This is a genomic window from Streptomyces sp. NBC_00224, assembly GCF_041435195.1.
GTDB lineage: Bacteria > Actinomycetota > Actinomycetes > Streptomycetales > Streptomycetaceae > Streptomyces.
This window is the reverse complement of sequence record NZ_CP108106.1, coordinates 3,559,943-3,577,746: the sequence shown is the minus strand read 5'-3', so window position 1 is coordinate 3,577,746 and position 17,804 is coordinate 3,559,943. Positions and strand designations below refer to the sequence as shown.

Sequence of the window (17,804 nt, the reverse complement as noted above, 5' to 3'; positions counted from 1 at the left end):
TAGGTTGCGCCCATGAACGCGAACGAGCCCGGGGGAACCTCCGCCAAGCCGCACGACTGGGACATCAGGAAGCTCCACATCCTGCGGACCCTGCGCGACCGGGGGACCGTGACCGCGACCGCCGAGGCGCTGCTCATGACGCCCTCGGCGGTCTCGCAGCAGCTGACCAACCTGGCGAAGCAGCTCGGCGTACCCCTCCTGGAGGCGGACGGCCGCCGGGTCCGCCTCACCGACGCCGCCCATCTCGTACTGCGCCACGCCGAGGCCGTCTTCGCCCAACTGGAGCGGGCGGACGCGGAGTTGGCCGGGTATCTGCGGGGCGAGGCGGGCCGGGTACGGGTGGGGGCGTTCTCGACGGCGGTGCCCGCGCTGGTCGTACCGGCGGTGCTGCGGCTGCGGCGCAGCCATCCCGCGCTGGAGGTACGGGTACGGGAGGCGGAGGCGGCCGAGGCGTACGAGCTGCTGTCGGCCGGGGCGGTCGACCTCGCCCTGTCGCTGGCCGCGCACGCCCCGAGCGCCCGGGACCCCCGGTTCACGGTGGTCCCGCTGCTCGCCGACCCGCTGGACGTGGCACTCCCCGCCGACCACCCCCTCGCGACCTCGCCGGACCTGCGCCTGGCCGATCTGGCGGGCGAGCCGTGGATCTTCGGCGGCAGCGGGCCGTGGTCGCAGATCACGACGGCGGCGTGCGAGGCGGCCGGCTTCGTCCCCGAGCAGGCGCACAGCGCGGCGGGCTGGACGGCGATCCTGGCGATGGTGGAGGCGGGGATGGGGGTCGCGCTGGTGCCGCGCCTGGCGGCGGCGCGGCGGGAGGGGGTGGTGATGCGGGAGCTGGGCCCGGACCGCCCCTACCGGCATGTGGTGGCTGCGGTGCGGCGGGGGGCGGAGGGGGGAGCGGGGCTGGGACACGTGCTGTCCGCGCTCCGCGCGAGTTCCCCCACCCCGCCCCTTCCCTAAACCCTCCGGGGGTGGGTGGGGGCTGAGGTGGTCTCCCGGGGCTCCGCCCCGGACCCCGCTCCTCAAACGCCGGAGGGGCTGAATTTTGCCGTGCCCCTTTAGGGGCGCGGGGAACTGCGCGACCAGCCCCCACCGGGCCCGCAGCAGCCCACCCCGACCCCCCACCCGGCTGCCCGCCCAGGGCTTAAGGGAACGGGCGGGGTGGGGGGCAAGCACCCGTTACGACGACGCCGCGTCCGCCTCCTGGGCGCGGAGCGCCCGCTCCACTCCCGCTCGGGACTCCGAGATCAGGCGGCGCAGGGACGCGTTGGGGGCGGCGGAGGCCAGCCACGCGTCCGTGGTGTCCAGGGTCGCCTGGGAGACCTGGAGCGACGGGTAAAGACCCGTCGCGATCTGCTGCGCGATCTCGTGGGAGCGGGACTCCCACACACCCTTGACCGCCGCGAAGAACTTCTCCGTGTACGGGGCGAGCAGCTCGCGCTGGTCGAACTGGACGAAGCCCCCGATCACCGCCTCCTGCACGGCGTTGGGGAGCGTGTCACCCTCGACCACCGACGCCCACGCCTCGGCCTTCGCCTCGGCCGTCGGACGCGCGGCGCGCGCGGTGGCCGCGTGGCGCTCGCCCGCCGCCGTACGGTCCCGCTCCAGCTCGGCCGCGATGGCCTTCTCGTCGGCCCGGCCGGTCGCCGCGAGCCGCTCCAGGAACGCCCAGCGCAGCTCGGTGTCGACGGCCAGGCCGTCCACCGTCTCGGTGCCGTCCATCAGGCCCTGTAGCAGGTCGAGCTGCTCGGCCGTACGGGCCGTGGCCGCGAACGCCCGCGCCCACGCCAGCTGGTGGTCGCTGCCGGGCGCGGCCGCGCGCAGCTGCTCCAGGGACGCCTCGGTCCAGCGGGCCAGACCCGTCTCGCGCCACTCGGGCGCCGCGTACAGCTCGATGGCCAGCTTCACCTGGCGGTGCAGGGACTGCACGACGCCGATGTCGGACTCCTTGGCGATGCCGGAGAGCACCAGCGCCAGGTAGTCGCGGGTCGCCAGCTCGCCGTCGCGGGTCATGTCCCAGGCGGAGGCCCAGCACAGCGCGCGCGGCAGCGACTCGGCGAAGTCGCCGAGGTGCGCGGTGACGACCTTCAGGGACTCCTCGTCGAGGCGCACCTTCGCGTACGAGAGGTCGTCGTCGTTGAGGAGGACGACGGCCGGGCGGCGGGTGCCCGCCGGGAGCTCGACGGCCGTGCGCGCCCCGTCCACGTCCAGTTCGATGCGGTTCGTGCGGACCAGCTTGCCCGCCTCGTTCAGGTCGTAGAAGCCGATCGCGATGCGGTGCGGGCGAAGCGTCGGCTCGCCCTTGGCGCCGGCGGGCAGCGCCGGGGCCTCCTGGAGGACGGTGAAGGAGGTGATGGCGCCCTCGCCGTCGACCTCGATCTCCGGGCGCAGGATGTTGATGCCGGCCGTCTCCAGCCACGCCTTCGACCAGGTCTTCAGGTCGCGCCCGGAGGTCTCCTCCAGCGCGCCCAGCAGGTCGGACAGACGCGTGTTGCCGAACGCGTGCGCCTTGAAGTACGCCTGCACGCCCTGGAAGAACTCGTCCATGCCGACGTAGGCCACGAGCTGCTTGAGGACGGAGGCGCCCTTGGCGTACGTGATGCCGTCGAAGTTGACGAGCACGTCGTCGAGGTCGCGGATGTCCGCCATGATCGGGTGCGTGGACGGCAGCTGGTCCTGCCGGTACGCCCAGGTCTTCATGGAGTTGGCGAACGTGGTCCAGGCGTGCGGCCACTTGGAGCCCGGCGCGTACGCCTGGCAGGCGATCGAGGTGTAGGTGGCGAACGACTCGTTCAGCCACAGGTCGTTCCACCACTCCATGGTGACGAGGTCGCCGAACCACATGTGGGCGAGCTCGTGCAGGATGGTCTCGGCGCGCACCTCGTACGCGGCATCGGTCACCTTGGACCGGAACACGTACTGGTCGCGGATCGTCACCGCGCCCGCGTTCTCCATCGCGCCCGCGTTGAACTCCGGCACGAAGAGCTGGTCGTACTTGGCGAACGGGTAGTCGTAGTCGAACTTCTCCTGGAACCAGTCGAAGCCCTGCCGGGTCACGTCGAAGATCTCGTCCGCGTCGAGGAACTCGGCGAGCGAGGGGCGGCAGTAGATGCCCAGCGGCACCGACTGGCCGTCCTTCTCGTACACGCTGTGCACCGAGTGGTACGGGCCGACGATCAGCGCCGTGATGTAGCTGGAGATCCGGGGCGTCGGCTCGAAGACCCACACGTCGTCGGCGGGCTCGGGGGTCGGCGAGTTCGAGATCACGGTCCAGCCCGAGGGGGCCTTCACGGTGAACTGGAAGGTCGCCTTCAGGTCCGGCTGCTCGAAGGAGGCGAAGACGCGGCGCGCGTCCGGCACCTCGAACTGGGTGTACAGGTACGCCTGGTCGTCGACCGGGTCGACGAACCGGTGGAGGCCCTCACCCGTGTTGGTGTACGCGCAGTCCGCGACGACCTTCAGCTCGTTCGGACCCGCCTCAAGACCGGCCAGCGCGATCCGCGAGTCCGCGAACACGGCGGCCGCATCGAGCGCGGTGCCGTTGAGGACGACCTCGTGCACGGCGGGCGCGACGAGGTCGATGAACGTCTGCGCACCGGCCTCGGCGGAGTCGAAGCGCACGGTGGTCACGGACCTGTAGGTCCCGCCCTGCTGCGCGCCGCTCAGATCGAGCTCGATCGCGTACGAGTCGACGCTCAGCAGCTCCGCGCGCCGCTGGGCCTCTTCACGGGTCAGATTCGTGCCAGGCACCCGGCCATCTCCTTCAGAAAATCTCAGCTAGATCCATCAGATCGTGACGGTTCCGGCCATCCTTGCACGAGACGCGCCGGGGGCGTACAGGGCTTTTGCCCGGGGGCTCCAGGTCCGAATTCCGCCGGTGGGGGGCGGGGGCGGGTCGGCACGCTGGACCCATGAAGACGACGACCTACACCGCACGCGCGATCCCGCCCGCCGCCCTTGAGGAGCTCCGCACCACGGACGACGCCGGGCACCCCTGCATCCCCTTCACCGACGAGGAGGGCGGCGCCCCGCTGCGCTGCTGCCTGCGCCCCAGTGAGCCGGGCGAGCGCATCGCACTCGTCTCGTACGCGCCGCTGCGCCGCTGGGCGGCCGAGACGTGGGCGAAGCCGGGGGCGTACGACGAGCAGGGGCCGGTGTTCATCTGCGCGCGGTGCGACGGGCCGGGCGGCGCGGCGGAGGCTTATCCGTTCGCCCGCGCGGGCGCGCTGCGCACGGTCCGCCGCTACGACGCGGAGGGCCGGATCGTGGGCGGCCGCCTCCTGGAGATCCCCGAGGACACCGCGGCGGGGTACGAGGCGGCCTTCGCGGAGGCGTTCGCGGACCCGGAGGTGGCGCTGGTCCACGTCAGGGCGCTGGAGTACGGCTGCTTCCACTTCGAGGTGCGCCGCCCCTGATCAGAGGTGCGCCGCCGCTGACCGGGCGCGCCACCGCCACCGCGCCCGCGAAGGCCCGCACGGCCGCCGTGTCGCCGCCCCCGCGCCACACCACCCCCAGCGCCGACTCGGGCAGCCCGTCCACCGGGACGAACACGATGTCGTCGCGGGCGTGGTAGTCGGCGCTGGGGCGGCACAGCAGCATCGCGCCGATGTCCGCCGCGACCAGCGTGAGGCCCTCCTGGAGCGTGGCCACGGCGGGCCCGCCCGCCGCGCCCGGTGCCTGGGCCGCACGCCAGTAGGAGGGGGCGGGCGCGGCCGGGGCGATCAGGTCCGCCCCGCGCAGCTCGGCGGCGGACAGCCGGTCGCGGGAGGCGTACGGGTGCCGCACCGAGACGGCCAGGGTCTGCCGCTGCTCCGAGAAGACGGGGCCCAGTTCCAGATCCGGCTCGGCCACCGGGAGCAGGACGACGGCGGTGTCGACGTCCCCGCGCCGCAGCGCCCCGAAGGGGTCGCAGAGAGGTATCTCGACGAGATGCGGACGGATGTGGGCGTGTTCCCGCCGGAACGCCTCGATGGCCCGCATGAGATACGAGGTGGCCGTGCCCTGGAAGCCGATGCGCAGGGTCCCGGTGAGCCCCCGGGCGCGTTCCTGCGCCCGGGAGACGACGGCGGCCAACTCGTCGTAGGAAGGCCGCAGTTCAGCGAGGAAGCCCTCCCCGAACGGGGTGAGGCGCACGCGCCGGCTGGTGCGCTCCACGAGCCGCGCGCCGAGCCGCCGCTCCAGGGCGGCGAGCAGTTGGCTGACCCGGCTCTGCGAGACGTACAGCCGCTCGCCGGTCCGCCCGAAGTGCAGCTCGTCGGCGAGGACGAGGAAGCATTCGAGCTCACGGACTTCAAGCGTGCTCACACGCCCCCCAGGTGGATCGATGACATCGATGACTCCGGCTAATCAAAGGATGAGGACTCTCCCGTTGTTCCCGTGGCGCGGGCCGCGAAGGCTGTGAGGCATGGAAACGATCACTGAGAGTCCTGTGGGCGGCGGCAGTTGGAGTCCGGCACGCGGCCGGGCGGCCGTGCTCGCGGTCGCGGCCACCACGTTCAGCGTGGTCACCACCGAAATGCTCCCGGTCGGCCTGCTGAGCCCGCTCGGGGACGCGCTGGGGGTGAGCGAGGGCAGGGCGGGTCTCGCCGTGACCCTGCCGGGCGTGGTGGCGGCCCTGACGGCCCCACTCCTGCCCGCCCTGGCGGGCCGCACCGACCGTCGTACGCTCCTGGTCGCCCTCGTCCTCCTGCTCGCGGCGGCCGACCTGGCCTCGGCGCTGGCACCCGGCTTCGGCGTGCTGCTGGGGGCGCGGCTGGTGGTCGGGGTGTGCATAGGCGGGGTCTGGGCGGTGGCGGCGGGCCTGGCGCCCCGGCTGGTCCGCTCGGAAGCGGTGGCCCGCTCAACGGCGGTGATCTTCAGCGGGATAGCGGTGGCGTCGGTGGTGGGCGTCCCGGCGGGCGCGCTCGCGGGTGAACTGGCCGGCTGGCGCTGGGGGTTCGGGGCGGTGGGTGTGCTGGCACTGGTGGTGGCGGGCCTGCTGGCGAGGCTGCTGCCGCCGCTGCCGCCGGACCGGGCGGCGCGGCGGTCCCGGGCGGTGGATCTGCTCCGGGTGCCGGCGGTCCGGACGGGCCTCGCACTGGTCCTGCTGCTGGTCACGGCCCACTTCGCCGCGTATACGTACGTACGCCCGGTCCTGGAGCGGGTGGCGGGGGTCGGCCCGGGGGCGGTGAGCGGGCTGCTGCTGCTCTACGGGGCGGCGGGGGTGGCGGGCAACTTCCTCGCGGGCACGGTACGCGGCCCGCGCCGCGCGCTTCTCCTGATCGCGGCGCTGCTGACGCTGACGCTGGCGGCCCTGACGGTGTCGTCCGGCAGCGCGATTGTGTCGGTGGCCCTCCTGGCCCTGTGGGGCCTGGCCTACGGCGGCGTCTCCGTCACCACCCAGACCTGGCTCCTCCGCGCGGCCCCCACGACCCCCGAGGCGGTGTCGGCCCTGTTCACGGCGGCGTTCAACGCGGCGATCGCGGCGGGGGCCGCGGTGGGCGGGGGCGTGGTGGACGGGGTGGGAGTGGTTGGGGTGTTGGTGGTGGGGGCGGGGGTTGCGGGGGTGGGGGTGGTGGTGTGCGTGCGGTCCCCGGGGTGAGGTGTCCAGCGCCCGTAGGGGCGCGGGGAACTGCGCGACCAGCCACAGACTGCCCGCAGACGAACGGGGTCCGGGGGCGCAGCCCCCGGGAGCGCCACCCTCACCCCCACCCACCCCCGGAGGGTCTAGGTGAAGGGGCGGGGTGGGGCCAAAACCTTGGGCTAGCCGCGCAGCTCCTCCGCCACCAGCTCCGCGATCTGGACCGCGTTCAGCGCAGCCCCCTTGCGGAGGTTGTCGTTGGACAGGAACAGCGCGAGACCGTTCTCGACGGTCTCGTCGACCCGGATGCGGCCCACATACGACGCGTCCTTGCCCGCGGCCTCCAGCGGCGTCGGAATCTCCGAGAGTTCGACGCCGGGAGCCGAGGCCAGGAGCTCGTACGCCCGCTCCACCCCGATCGGCCGCGAGAAGCGCGCGTTCACCTGGAGCGAGTGGCCCGAGAAGACCGGGACGCGCACGCACGTGCCGGACACCTTCAGGTCCGGGATGCCGAGGATCTTGCGGGACTCCTTGCGGAGCTTCTGCTCCTCGTCCGTCTCGTACGACCCGTCGTCCACGATCGACCCGGCCAGCGGCAGCACGTTGAAGGCGATCGGGCGCTTGTAGACGCCGGGCTCCGGGAACGACACCGCGTCCCCGTCGAAGGCGAGCTGGTCCGCCGACTCGGCCACGGCGCACGCCTGGGTGTGCAGCTCCGCCACGCCCGCGAGGCCGGAGCCGGACACGGCCTGGTAGGTGGTGGCGACCATCGCGGTCAGCCCGGCCTCGTCGTGGAGCGGCCGCAGCACGGGCATCGCGGCCATCGTGGTGCAGTTCGGGTTGGCGATGATGCCCTTGGGCCGGTCCTTGATCGCTTCCGGGTTCACCTCGGAGACCACCAGCGGCACCTCGGGGTCGCCCCGCCACGCCGACGAGTTGTCGATCACGACGGCGCCCTGCCCGGCGACCTTCTCCGCCAGCGCGCGCGACGTCGCGCCGCCCGCCGAGAAGAGCACGATGTCCAGGCCGGCGTAGTCGGCCGTGGACGCGTCCTCGATGGTGATCTCCCGGCCCTCCCACGTGAGGGTGGAGCCCGCGGACCGCGCGGAGGCGAACAGGCGCAGCTCGTCGACCGGGAACTTCCGCTCGGCGAGGATGGTGCGCATGACTCCGCCGACCTGTCCGGTGGCTCCGACGATTCCGACCCTCACGGTGACTCCTTTTGTACGCGCCTGAACGGCTCGGGCGCCTCCATCATGCGACGGTGCCCGGCGGACTTGTCCAATCCATTGTCCGGGGGATGGGACGACCTGGGGAGTGACCCCCGGTACGACCGGACGGGGAAGCGGGGGACACCTTCCCACTTGTGACGAGTTCATGGCAGCTCTGTTGCATCCGCCCCGGAATGCCCCCGGACGGCCCTTTCGCTGGTTACGGTCCTGCGGTCGGGACCGATAAACGGTCACCACCCCCCGTATTCCGGAGGAACTCCGTGCGCGCATCCCGCCGCAGCCGGGCCATAGCGGTCCTGGCCGCAGCCCCCGTACTCCTGGCGGCCGCAAGCCCCGCCGTCGCCCACTCGCACGACCGCAAGGACCCGCAGAAGCAGCAGAAGCAGGCGGAGCGGCTCGCCAGAAAGCTGGTGTCGAAAGCGTCGGGGGAGAGCGCCTACCGCCACCTGGAGCAGTTCCAGAAGATCGCCGACGCCAACGGCGGCAACCGCGTCGCGGGCACGCCCGGCTACGACGCCTCGGCCGCGTACGTCTACGGACAGCTCAAGAAGGCCGGGTACGACGTCTCGTACCAGGACTTCGACATCTACGAGTCCAAGACCCTGCGCGAGAAGCTCACCGTCGTCTCGCCCGGGCCGCGCGAGCTGAAGACCACCGCCTACCAGTTCAGCAAGGCGAGCCCGGCCGGCGGCCTCACCGCCCAGGTCAAGGCGGCCCGCGTCGACGCCACCCCCGGCTGCGCGCTCGACGACTACGCGTCGGACACCTTCACCGGCAAGATCGCCCTGGTCAAGCGCGGCAGCTGCACTTTCCAGCAGAAGGAGGCCGTCGCGGCCGAGGCGGGCGCCGCCGGGATCATCCTCTACAACCACTCCGGGGACGCCCCCGTCCGCGGCACCGTCAGCGACCCCGCCAACGCGCACATCCCGGCCACCGGCATCTCGCTCGCCGACGGCGAGGCACTGGCCGCGCAGGTCGCCAAGGGCGACGTCACCGTCACCCTGGACGTCGCCACCGAGGCGGTCGCCCACAAGACCCGCAACGTGATCGCCGAGACCAGGGGCGGCGACCCGGCGAACGTCGTCGCGCTCGGCAGCCACCTCGACTCGGTCCCGGCCGGACCCGGCATCAACGACAACGGCTCCGGCTCGGCCGGGCTGCTCGAAGTCGCGCTCAAGCTCGCCAAGGAGACCAAGCAGACCAAGAAGCACCCCAAGTCCACCGCCAACAAGGTGCGGTTCGCCTGGTGGTCGGGCGAGGAGCTGGGCCTGCTGGGCTCCGAGCACTACGTCAAGTCCCTGACGGAGAAGGAGAAGCAGCGGATCAAGCTGTATCTCAACTTCGACATGATCGGCTCGCCCAACCCGGCCGAGCTCGTCTACGACGGCGACAACTCCGACAACACGGGCGAGGGCGCGGGCCCGGCCGGCTCCGCCCAGATCGAGCGGCTGATCAACGGCTACCTGGACAAGAAGAGCGTCCCGCACTGGGGCACCGACTTCGACGGCCGCTCCGACTACGGCCCGTTCATCGAGCAGGGCATCCCGGCGGGCGGCACCTTCACCGGCGCCGAGGGCCTCAAGACGGAGGACCAGGCGGCCAAGGCGGGCGGCAAGGCCGGTCAGCCGTACGACGCGAACTACCACGCGGCCGGTGACACCCTGAAGAACATCGACCGCAAGTACTTCGACCTCAACATCGACGTCATCGCGCACGCGGTCGGCACGTACGCCCAGGACCTGAGCTCGCTCAAGGGCTGACACGCGTACTCAGCGGAAAGGGCCCGGCGTTCGTCACGAACGCCGGGCCCTTCTGCCTGCTCACACCGTTACGGCGTGACCTTCTCGATCACGACGCTGCCGGTGCCCGCGGCGGTGCCGCGCGCGTTGACCAGCTTGACCTCGCCGAAGAACTGACGTCCCTCGGGGGCCGCGCCGCTCACCAGGACCTGCGCGCCGACGGTCGCCGTGGCGCCGTTGGCGAGCTTGACCGGCTTGGAGTCGTCGACCTTGACGGTGCCGAGCGACGGCGCGTAGTACACGTCGCGGTAGTTGTACGTCGTCGCCCCGGACGGGATCGCGTAGCCCGCGACCTCGATGGTGTAGGTGCCGGCGGCCGGCTTCACCAGGCTGACGGCCTCCTCGGAGTCGCCGTCCGCGGACGAGCCGACCTTCACACCGTCCTTGAGGACCGTGAGGTCCAGGTCGGCCGCGGTGTCCGAGACGCCGCCGATGGCGACGTCGAGGCGCTCCACGCCCTCACCGATGGTCAGCGTGGTCGTCTGGTTCTCACCGGCCTTGATGGTCGGCTTGGCGACCTTCGCGGAGCCCAGCGAGCCGCCCTGCAGCTTGCCGTCGATGGCGGCGAAGCCGTTGGTGACCTTCCACTCGACCGGGGTCGAGGTGCCGACCTTGGCCTCCGGGACCGTCTTCACGGCCGGGTCGAAGGCGGCGCCGAGCAGCGCGACATCCAGCTTGTACGGGTTGTCGAGGTACGGCGACGTACGGCGGGACTCGACCTCGATCTCCCACACACCGGGCTGCGGGTCCGCGTAGGAGCGCAGGTCGGGGCGGCACTTGTTGGCCGGGTTGTCGTAGTTCGGGTAGCAGTTGGGCGTCCCCGTGTCGTCGACCGGCACACCGTACGGGTGGATGGCGATGAACCGGGTCTGGCTGCCCGAGCGCAGCGCGCCCATGGACACCTCAAGAGCCTTGGCGCCCGCCGGAACCGTCACGAAGTACGACTTGGTGCTGTTGCGCTGCACCGAGGACGAGTCGGTAAAGGTGTAGGACGGCTTGGCCAGCGGCTTGGCGACGATCACGGTGGCGAGGATCTGCTGGTCCACGCCCTTCGTCCGCTTGTCGTTGACCTCCAGGATGGCGCTGTGGATGCCCGCCGACTTCGGCTGCGCCTGCACCTTGACGGTGACCGGCGTGTTCAGCGACAGCGCGATCTCGTCGGAGCCCAGGACCTTGAAGGTGCCGTCGTTGTTCTTGAACGACAGCTTGTGCTTCACGGCCTTGTCCGGGCCCGTGGTGCGGGTGACGGTGACGTCGTACGTCTTCTTCTCGCCCGCCTTGAGGCCGCCCTCGCGGTCGTAGATGCCGGTGCCGAAGCCTGGCGTCTTCAGCGCGAAGTCGATCGCGGTCTTCACCGGCGCCTTCACGCTGTACTCGTGGGCGGTCGCGCCGTCCTCGATCGCGTCCCAGGCGTCGACGATGTCGATCAGGCCCGCGCCCTCGACGTACGCCTGAACACCCTTGATGTGCTTGGCCGTCGACGTCAGCGCGGTGCGCAGGTCGGCCGGGGCCAGGTCGAGGTGCTTCTGCTTGGCGGCCGAGAGCAGCAGGGCCGCGGCGCCCGTCGCCTGCGGCGAGGCCATCGAGGTGCCCTGGAGCATCGAGTAGCCGGCGGGGAGCGAGTAGCCCGACTCCTTGACCGGGGAGCCCGGCAGCCACGTCTGCGTGGTGTTGATCGCGGCACCCGGCGCCGACAGGGTCGGCGTGAAGCCGCCGTCCTCACGCGGACCGCGCGAGGAGAACGGCATCATGTCGTACTTCTTCGACACGTTGGAGCCGTAGTTGGACGCCCAGGTCGCCTGCGAGATGGAGGCGCCGACCGAGATGACGTGGTCCGCCAGGCCCGGGTCACCGATGGTGTTGACGCCGGGGCCCTCGTTGCCGGCCGAGATGACCAGCTGGACGCCGTAGCTGTCGATCAGGCGCTTGTAGAGCTCGGAGCGCGCGTTGTTGCCGTCGTTGAGCGCCGGCAGACCGCCGATCGACATGTTGACGATGTCGACGTGGCGGTTGGTGACCAGGTCGATCATGCCCTCGGTCAGCGCGATGTTGGTGCAGCCGCCGGACCAGTTGCAGGCCCGCGAGGAGACGATCTTGGCGCCGGGGGCGGCGCCGCTCATCTTGCCGCCGAACAGGCCGTTCGCGGCGGTGATGCCCGCGACGTGGGTGCCGTGCTCGGACTCGATGACGCCGATGTTGACGTAGTCGGAGGTGTGCCCGGCCGCGTCGTACTTCACGTTCTTGCGGATCTCGACGGTGAACGGCATCCGCTCGACGACGTCGGTCGCCGGGTTGTCCGTACCGAAGTAGCCGACCTGGTAGCCGTCCTTGTACGGCTTCATGGCCTCGTCGTCGGTGAAGTCACCGTTGTTGTTGAGGTCCACGCGGACGGTCCCCGCGACCGGGTCGTAGAGCACGCCCCAGGTGTCGGTGGTGTCGCCGTCGCGGTTCACGTCGCCCTTGGCGTCGCCGCCCGCGGTGATCTTCTCCGAGAAGAGGCTCACGTCGTAACTGCCCGCCGGGGCCTTCCAGCTGCGGCCCTGGAAGGTGAACTCCGGGCCGGAGACGGCGGTGTTCATCCGGCGCCAGGTGCCGTCGGCGTCGGCCACCGGGTCGGTCGCGGTGACCCAGTCGACGATCTTGCGCTCGCCGGTGGTGGTCTTCTGCAGCGCCGGGTGGCCCAGGTCCACGCCCGAGTCGAGGACGCCGATGGTGACGCCGCGGCCGTCGGCCTTGGGGTGCTGCTTGACGAAGTCGACCGCGCCCGTCTCGAAGGACGGGTTGTACGGGTTCTTCGCGGGCGTGCCCTTGCCCGGCGCCGCGTACGAGCCCGAGAGCGACCGGCGCGGGGCGGCGGCGCCCTTGGCGCTGTCGGCCGACGGGGTCGGGTCGTCGAGCTGGATCTCCTGCTTGAGGTCGATCCCGTGCACCGAGGGCAGCTTCGCGGCGGCCTTCAGGGCCGACTCCGCGGTGCCGGTCGGCAGGGTGGCCCGCACATAGCCGAGCTTGTCGTCGGTCTTGCCGACGGTGGCGCCCGGCACCGAGTCCAGCTGGTGCGAGACGGCGCCGGTGGCGCCGGGGGCGGTCGCCACCATCACGGTGACGGTCTTCTCGCCCTTGGCCTGGGCCTCGGCGAGCCGCTGCTCGTCGGCCGCGCCGAGCTTGTCCGCCGGGGATTTGGCGGGGGTGGACTTCACCGGAGCGGGCGTCGGATCGGCCGTCCCGGAGGCGAAGACGGGGGCGGCGCCGGCGGCGACGAGCGCGGCCACCATGCCGGCCGCGGCCGCTATCTGGGCCGTGCGTCTAGCGCCGGGTATGGCGCGCGGCGAATCGGAGGTCATCAGCATCCCTAATGGTCAGAAAGGGTCCGGAATACGGGGCCGGATGACCGCTGAGCATTTCGTATATGGCAGTTGTTTGTAGAGAGTTGACCGGGTCCGGAATCGGACATGGCGTGATCCCGCCATACGCCAACGGGCGCCAGGCGGGGTGAAACGGGGCGAATCAGCCCTCGCGGGTACGGGCGTAGTGACGGGACGCCTTCGCTCGGTTGCCGCACGCGGTCATCGAGCACCAGCGGCGCGTCCCGTTCCGCGAGATGTCGAAGAAGTGCAGGATGCACGCGTCATGGGCGCAGGCGCGGATCCGGTCCGGCGCGGTGCGCAGCAGGTCGAGGTAGTCGCGCGCGGCCGTCCAGGCGGGCCCCCACGCCGGATCGGCGAACTCGGCCCGCTCGCCCGGCCCCTCGGCGGACAAAGTGGCGCGAATGCGGCCGTGTTCGAGGATCGCGTCGACGTCCGCCGTCGCCGCCGGGTCGCCGGGGGACTCCACGGCCCGCAGCAGCGCCTCCCGGGCCCGCAGCAGCGGCCCGAGCGCGGCCTCGTCGGCGGGGAAGCGCGCGTCGAGCCCGGTGGCGGCGAGCCAGACGGCGAGCCCGTCGGCGGAGGCCAGCAGGTCCTGCCGCTCCCCGTCGTGCATCCAGCGCGTGTTCAGCAGGTCGAGGGAGACGGGCTCTCCGGTGAGCGGACGCGGATCGGGCGCGGACATCCCGGTCTCCTCTCGTGCGGCGGTGCTAACCACTAAAGATTACGTGACCGGTTGCATCCCTCGCACCTAACCTCTAATCTCGAATTAAGAGGTTAGACGACCTCGCTCGGGAAGGGGACCGCCATGACGGCGACCAGCACGTTCCGCACCGGCCACATCGGGCTCAATGTGACCGACCTCGACCGCTCCCTCGGCTTCTACCGGGACCTCCTCGGCTTCGAGGTCCTGTCCGAGGGCAAGGGGGAGGACCACCGCTTCGCCCTCCTCGGCCGCGACGGACAGCTCTCGCTCACCCTCTGGCAGCAGGCCGAGGGCGCCTTCGCCCCGGACCGCGCCGGGCTGCACCACCTCGCCTTCGCCGTCGACACGATCGAGGAGGTGAAGGCGTACGAGAGCGAACTGCGCGCGTACGGAGTGGAGTTCGCGTACGAGGGGGTCGTGGCGCACCATGAGGGTGCGGCCTCCGGGGGGATCTTCTTCCACGACCCGGACGGGATGCGCCTGGAGATCTCGGCCCCCCTGGGCACGGACCGGGCCCCCGCCCCGTCGGCTGCCCCCACCTGCGGCTTCTTTTAGGTCCGGCCTTCGTCTGCGGCTGGGTGGGGGCTGGTCGCGCAGTTCCCCGCGCCCCTTGGGTGCCGCTGCGCGGCAATCCCCTGGGCGCCCCGCAGGGGCGCATTCAGGGGCGCGGGGAACTGCGCGAGCAACCCACCACAACCCGCAGACGAACTCGAAACGGAGGACGTCCCGATGGCCACGCCCACCCCGTACCACCCCGGTTCCCGTGCCGTGCAGGACCGCGTCGGCGTTCGGGAGGCGGCCGACCACGTCGGGCGCGCCGTCGGGCCCGGCATCCGGCCGGTCGCCGCCGCCTTCCTCGAACTCCAGCCGATGCTGGTGCTCGGGGCGGCGGACGAGGGCGGCCGGATGTGGGCCTCGCTGCTCACCGGGCGCCCCGGATTCGTCCGGGCCACCGGGCCCGATGAGATCTCGGTGGTGGGCCGCCCCGCCGGGAGCGACCCCCTCGCCGGGGTGCTCGCGGCCGGGGAGAGCCCCGTCGGCACGATCGCGCTCGACCCGCGCACCCGGCGCCGGATGCGGCTCAACGGCACGGCCCGCCCGACCCCGCGCGGCCTCGCCGTCGAGGCCGAGCAGGTCTTCTCGAACTGCCCCAAGTACCTCCAGCACCGCGAGATCGAGGCGTACGCACCCACGCCGGACGGGACCGGTGCCGTGCGGCGCGGCGAGCGGCTCACCCCCGACCAGGAGGAGCTCGTCCGCGCCGCCGACACCTTCTTCATCGCGACCACCGCCCCCGACGGCGTGGACGCCAGCCACCGGGGCGGCAACCCCGGCTTCGTACGCGTCACTTCGCCCCGCCACCTGGAGTGGCGCGACTACCCCGGCAACTCCATGTTCCTCACCCTCGGCAACCTGGAGGCCGACCCGCGCGCCGGGCTGCTCTTCGTGGACTGGGCGGACGGCACCACGCTCCAGCTCTCGGGCACGGCCCGCACCGTGTTCGCTGCGGGGGAGCGCACGGTCCGGTTCACGGTCGAGCGCGCGGTGCGATCACAGGGGGCGAGCCCGCTGCGGTGGTCCGCGCCCGACTACTCACCGGCCAACCCGCCCCGGTGAGTCGGGGATCGGCTGAAATCCGCTCAACCTCGCCCCGCCGGGCAACTGGCCCGGCGGGGGCGGGGTCCTGTCCTTCGACGGCGCTGTTGTGGGCGCCGCGGGCGACAGGGAGAGCGCATGTCGGTACGTACGGGCAGGAGAGTCAGGACCGCCGCCTTCGCAGTGGCCGTGGCCGCCGGGATCACCGCGACCGTCTGCGCGGCCCCGGCCTCGGCGCGGGAGGCGGCGCCCGTCTCCCACCGCGCCACCCAGCAGGCCATGGACGCGGCCGTGCGGGACGGTGTGCCGGGCGTCGTCGGGCTCGCCCAGCAGGGCGGGCGCGGCTGGAGCGGGGACGCGGGCGTCGCCGATCTGCGCACCGGCCGCGAGCGGCAGGCCGAGGACCGCTACCGGGTCGGGTCCATCACCAAGACGTTCGTGGCCACCGTCGTCCTCCAGCTCGAAGCCGAGGGCAGGCTGAGCCTGGACGACACCGTCGAGCACTGGCTGCCGGGCGTGGTGCGGGGCAACGGCCACGACGGCGCGAAGATCACTTTGCGCCAGCTCCTCCAGCACACCAGCGGCATCTTCAACTACACCGAGGACGAGGCCTTCGGGCAGCGGGTCTTCGGCACGGACTTCCTGCGGCACCGCTATGACACCTACGCACCACGGCAGTTGGTGGACATCGCGCTGACGCATGCGCCGGACTTCGCGCCGGGCACCTCCTGGCACTACTCCAACACCAACTTCATCCTGGCCGGAATGGTGATCGAGAAGGCCACCGGCCACTCCTACGCCACCGAGATCGACCGCCGCGTCCTGCGCCCGCTGCACCTGCGCTCCACCACGCTGCCGGGCACCGACGCCCGGATGCCGCAGCCCAGCGGCCGGGCCTATTCCAAGCTGTCCCGCGAGGCGACCGGCAGGACGTACGACGTCACCGCGCTCAACCCGTCGATCGCGGGCTCGGCCGGCGAGATGGTGTCGAACTCGGCCGATCTGAACCGCTTCTACCGCGCCCTGCTGACCGGCGAGCTGCTGCCGCAGCGCCAGCTCAAGGAGATGACCACCACCGTCCCGATGGACCCCGGTGCGCCCGGCGACGGCCGCTACGGGCTGGGTCTGATGGTGAACAAGCTGCCCTGCGGCACCGAGGTCTGGGGCCACGGCGGCGGGATCCACGGCTCGTCCTCCGAGGCGCTCACGACGAAGGACGGGCGCCACTCACTGGCGTTCAACTTCAACGGCGACTGGTCGGGCGACAGTGCGGCGGTCGTGATCGCCGAGTTCTGCGGCACCGCGCCGGCGGCCAAGCCGGTCAAGTGACCGAGCCCGTCAAGTGACCTTGTGGTGCTTCCCCGTTCACCGGGGGAGCACCACCACATACGCGGCGGGCTCCCGGTCCGCCGACGCCATCAGGGCGGTGCGGACCACGGTCGCCTGCTGCTCCATCGTCTCGCGCAGCTTCCTGGGCGTGAGGTGGACGACGGTGATCCCCAGCCGCTCCAGCGTCTCGCGCTTGCGCGTGTACTCGCACCACAGCTCGTCCTCGTCCTCCTCGCGCCGGCGCCCCTGGCGCGCCGCCCGGGTGTCGAGCTCCACCGCCACCGCCTGGTCCGGCCAGTACGCGTCCACGCCCCCGATGTGCGGCCCGCCCGGCAGCCGCAGGTCCACGTTCCACAGCGGGTCGGGCAGTTCGTGGGTGCGCACCATCTCGTAGAGGCGGTTCTCGGCGATGGCCCGCCCCTCGGCGAGCAGCGAGTCCACCGCGTCCACCACGTGCGCCCGCGTCAGCAGCCGCGCCTGCGTCAACTCCCGTACGAGGGCGGCCGGTTCGCAGTGTCCGCCGCGTACGGCCTCGGTGAGCAGCCGGCGTACCGCGTGCGCGTCGGTGAGCTGGGCCACCGCGTCCGCCAGCGCCCTCGGCACCGGCGCCACCGGCACCCCGGCCACCGGCTCCGGCACCGGCATCACATGCGCCCGCACCAGGCGCACACAGCCGGTCGAGCGCAGCCGCCGGGTGCGCGGCACCAGCACGTCGATCCGGTCGAGCGAGAGCAGCGGGGGAGCGGAGGAGAAGCGGTGCAGGGCGAGCGCGGCGAGCCCGGTGACGATCGCGTCGCAGGGCGCCGCGTGCGCCTGGCCCTGGACCGGGATCGCCTTGGCGCGCTCGGGGGCCGGGCGCCCCGCGTACAGCAGGGCCGCGTGCAGCCGCTCCTCGCTGGTGGGCGGTCCCGGGTGCAACACGTAGACGCCGGGCAGCAGTTGCTGCCAGGGGCCGCCGGGGCGGCACTGGGCGGCGGCGCTGGAGGCGGGGACGCCGTGGGCGCGCAGCTGGGCCGCGGAGTAGACGCGCCGGTGCACATCGGTGAGGTGGCTGAGGGGGCGCGGGGAGAGCGGGGAGGGGGTCTCGCCGCCGAAGGTCGGGGTGTTGTGGTTCATGCCGGGGGGTGTTCCGCGCCCGGAGCGGCCCTTAACCGCTGTTACAAGCCCGTCGACAATTCCGGACAAGCCCGTCCTAAAGTACGGGCGTTCGAGTGCCGATCAGGG

The 17,804-nt window shown here is 72.1% G+C and carries 13 protein-coding genes; 7 read left to right on the top strand and 6 right to left on the bottom strand.

Annotated features, from left to right (window positions below; translation table 11 throughout):
- Window positions 1-12: 12 nt before the first annotated feature.
- Window positions 13-957: a LysR family transcriptional regulator gene (locus OG965_RS16010; RefSeq protein WP_371652751.1), complete on the top strand. Its 945-nt coding sequence runs from the start codon at window positions 13-15 to the stop codon at window positions 955-957.
- A gap of 219 nt (window positions 958-1,176) precedes the next feature.
- Here OG965_RS16010 and pepN read toward each other — a convergent pair whose 3' ends face one another.
- Window positions 1,177-3,747: an aminopeptidase N gene (gene pepN, locus OG965_RS16005; RefSeq protein WP_371652750.1), complete on the bottom strand. Its 2,571-nt coding sequence runs from the start codon at window positions 3,745-3,747 to the stop codon at window positions 1,177-1,179.
- 161 nt (window positions 3,748-3,908) lie between these two features.
- On the opposite strand from pepN, the gene OG965_RS16000 reads away from it, so the two are divergent.
- Window positions 3,909-4,412 carry a DUF1203 domain-containing protein gene (locus tag OG965_RS16000; RefSeq protein ID WP_371652749.1) on the top strand — a complete coding sequence of 168 codons (504 nt, stop codon included), beginning with the start codon at window positions 3,909-3,911 and terminating at the stop codon, window positions 4,410-4,412.
- Here the strand turns inward: OG965_RS16000 and OG965_RS15995 are convergent.
- Window positions 4,363-5,301, bottom strand: coding sequence for a LysR family transcriptional regulator (locus OG965_RS15995; RefSeq protein WP_371652748.1), 939 nt, complete (start codon window positions 5,299-5,301; stop codon window positions 4,363-4,365). The genes OG965_RS16000 and OG965_RS15995 overlap by 50 nt on opposite strands.
- A 100-nt stretch (window positions 5,302-5,401) precedes the next feature.
- Here OG965_RS15995 and OG965_RS15990 point away from each other — a divergent pair, with 100 nt between their 5' ends.
- Entirely contained in the window at window positions 5,402-6,577 is a 1,176-nt protein-coding gene (locus OG965_RS15990; protein ID WP_371652747.1) for an MFS transporter, read from the top strand.
- Between the two features lie 161 nt (window positions 6,578-6,738).
- Here OG965_RS15990 and OG965_RS15985 read toward each other — a convergent pair whose 3' ends face one another.
- Window positions 6,739-7,767, bottom strand: a complete 1,029-nt coding sequence (locus tag OG965_RS15985; RefSeq protein WP_371652746.1) for an aspartate-semialdehyde dehydrogenase — start codon at window positions 7,765-7,767, stop codon at window positions 6,739-6,741.
- Window positions 7,768-8,048: 281 nt separating this feature from the next.
- On the opposite strand from OG965_RS15985, the gene OG965_RS15980 reads away from it, so the two are divergent.
- Window positions 8,049-9,548: a M28 family metallopeptidase gene (locus OG965_RS15980; protein WP_371652745.1), complete on the top strand. Its 1,500-nt coding sequence runs from the start codon at window positions 8,049-8,051 to the stop codon at window positions 9,546-9,548.
- A 68-nt stretch (window positions 9,549-9,616) separates the two neighbouring features.
- Here the strand turns inward: OG965_RS15980 and OG965_RS15975 are convergent, their stop codons facing one another.
- Together OG965_RS15975 and OG965_RS15970 are read right to left on the bottom strand one after the other, a co-directional pair.
- Window positions 9,617-12,934 carry a S8 family serine peptidase gene (locus tag OG965_RS15975; RefSeq protein ID WP_371652744.1) on the bottom strand — a complete coding sequence of 1,106 codons (3,318 nt, stop codon included), beginning with the start codon at window positions 12,932-12,934 and terminating at the stop codon, window positions 9,617-9,619.
- 157 nt (window positions 12,935-13,091) lie between these two features.
- On the bottom strand, window positions 13,092-13,634 hold the full coding sequence (locus tag OG965_RS15970; protein ID WP_371652743.1) for a CGNR zinc finger domain-containing protein: 543 nt from the start codon (window positions 13,632-13,634) through the stop codon (window positions 13,092-13,094).
- A gap of 123 nt (window positions 13,635-13,757) precedes the next feature.
- On the opposite strand from OG965_RS15970, the gene OG965_RS15965 reads away from it, so the two are divergent.
- The 3 genes from OG965_RS15965 to OG965_RS15955 all read left to right on the top strand — a co-directional run bounded on the left by OG965_RS15965 (window position 13,758) and on the right by OG965_RS15955 (window position 16,580).
- The gene (locus OG965_RS15965) at window positions 13,758-14,210 is read left to right on the top strand and encodes a VOC family protein (protein ID WP_371652742.1); all 453 of its coding nucleotides are present in this window, start codon (window positions 13,758-13,760) and stop codon (window positions 14,208-14,210) included.
- 174 nt (window positions 14,211-14,384) lie between these two features.
- Window positions 14,385-15,272 carry a pyridoxamine 5'-phosphate oxidase family protein gene (locus OG965_RS15960; protein ID WP_371652741.1) on the top strand — a complete coding sequence of 296 codons (888 nt, stop codon included), beginning with the start codon at window positions 14,385-14,387 and terminating at the stop codon, window positions 15,270-15,272.
- Between the two features lie 117 nt (window positions 15,273-15,389).
- Window positions 15,390-16,580 (top strand): serine hydrolase domain-containing protein, encoded by a 1,191-nt coding sequence (locus tag OG965_RS15955; RefSeq protein ID WP_371652740.1) that lies wholly within the window; start codon window positions 15,390-15,392, stop codon window positions 16,578-16,580.
- Between the two features lie 36 nt (window positions 16,581-16,616).
- Here the strand turns inward: OG965_RS15955 and OG965_RS15950 are convergent, their stop codons facing one another.
- Complete coding sequence (locus OG965_RS15950) at window positions 16,617-17,696, bottom strand: hypothetical protein (protein ID WP_371652739.1); 1,080 nt, start codon at window positions 17,694-17,696, stop codon at window positions 16,617-16,619.
- Window positions 17,697-17,804: the final 108 nt, after the last annotated feature.

Bases quoted from the DNA above. Each gene is read 5' to 3' on its own strand.
- OG965_RS16010 (WP_371652751.1), top strand. From the start codon at position 13: ATGAACGCGAACGAGCCCGGGGGAACCTCCGCCAAGCCGCACGACTGG.
- OG965_RS16000 (WP_371652749.1), top strand. From the start codon at position 3,909: ATGAAGACGACGACCTACACCGCACGCGCGATCCCGCCCGCCGCCCTT.
- OG965_RS15990 (WP_371652747.1), top strand. From the start codon at position 5,402: ATGGAAACGATCACTGAGAGTCCTGTGGGCGGCGGCAGTTGGAGTCCG.
- OG965_RS15975 (WP_371652744.1), bottom strand. From the start codon at position 12,934: ATGCTGATGACCTCCGATTCGCCGCGCGCCATACCCGGCGCTAGACGC.
- OG965_RS15970 (WP_371652743.1), bottom strand. From the start codon at position 13,634: ATGTCCGCGCCCGATCCGCGTCCGCTCACCGGAGAGCCCGTCTCCCTC.
- OG965_RS15965 (WP_371652742.1), top strand. From the start codon at position 13,758: ATGACGGCGACCAGCACGTTCCGCACCGGCCACATCGGGCTCAATGTG.
- OG965_RS15960 (WP_371652741.1), top strand. From the start codon at position 14,385: ATGGCCACGCCCACCCCGTACCACCCCGGTTCCCGTGCCGTGCAGGAC.
- OG965_RS15955 (WP_371652740.1), top strand. From the start codon at position 15,390: ATGTCGGTACGTACGGGCAGGAGAGTCAGGACCGCCGCCTTCGCAGTG.
- OG965_RS15950 (WP_371652739.1), bottom strand. From the start codon at position 17,696: ATGAACCACAACACCCCGACCTTCGGCGGCGAGACCCCCTCCCCGCTC.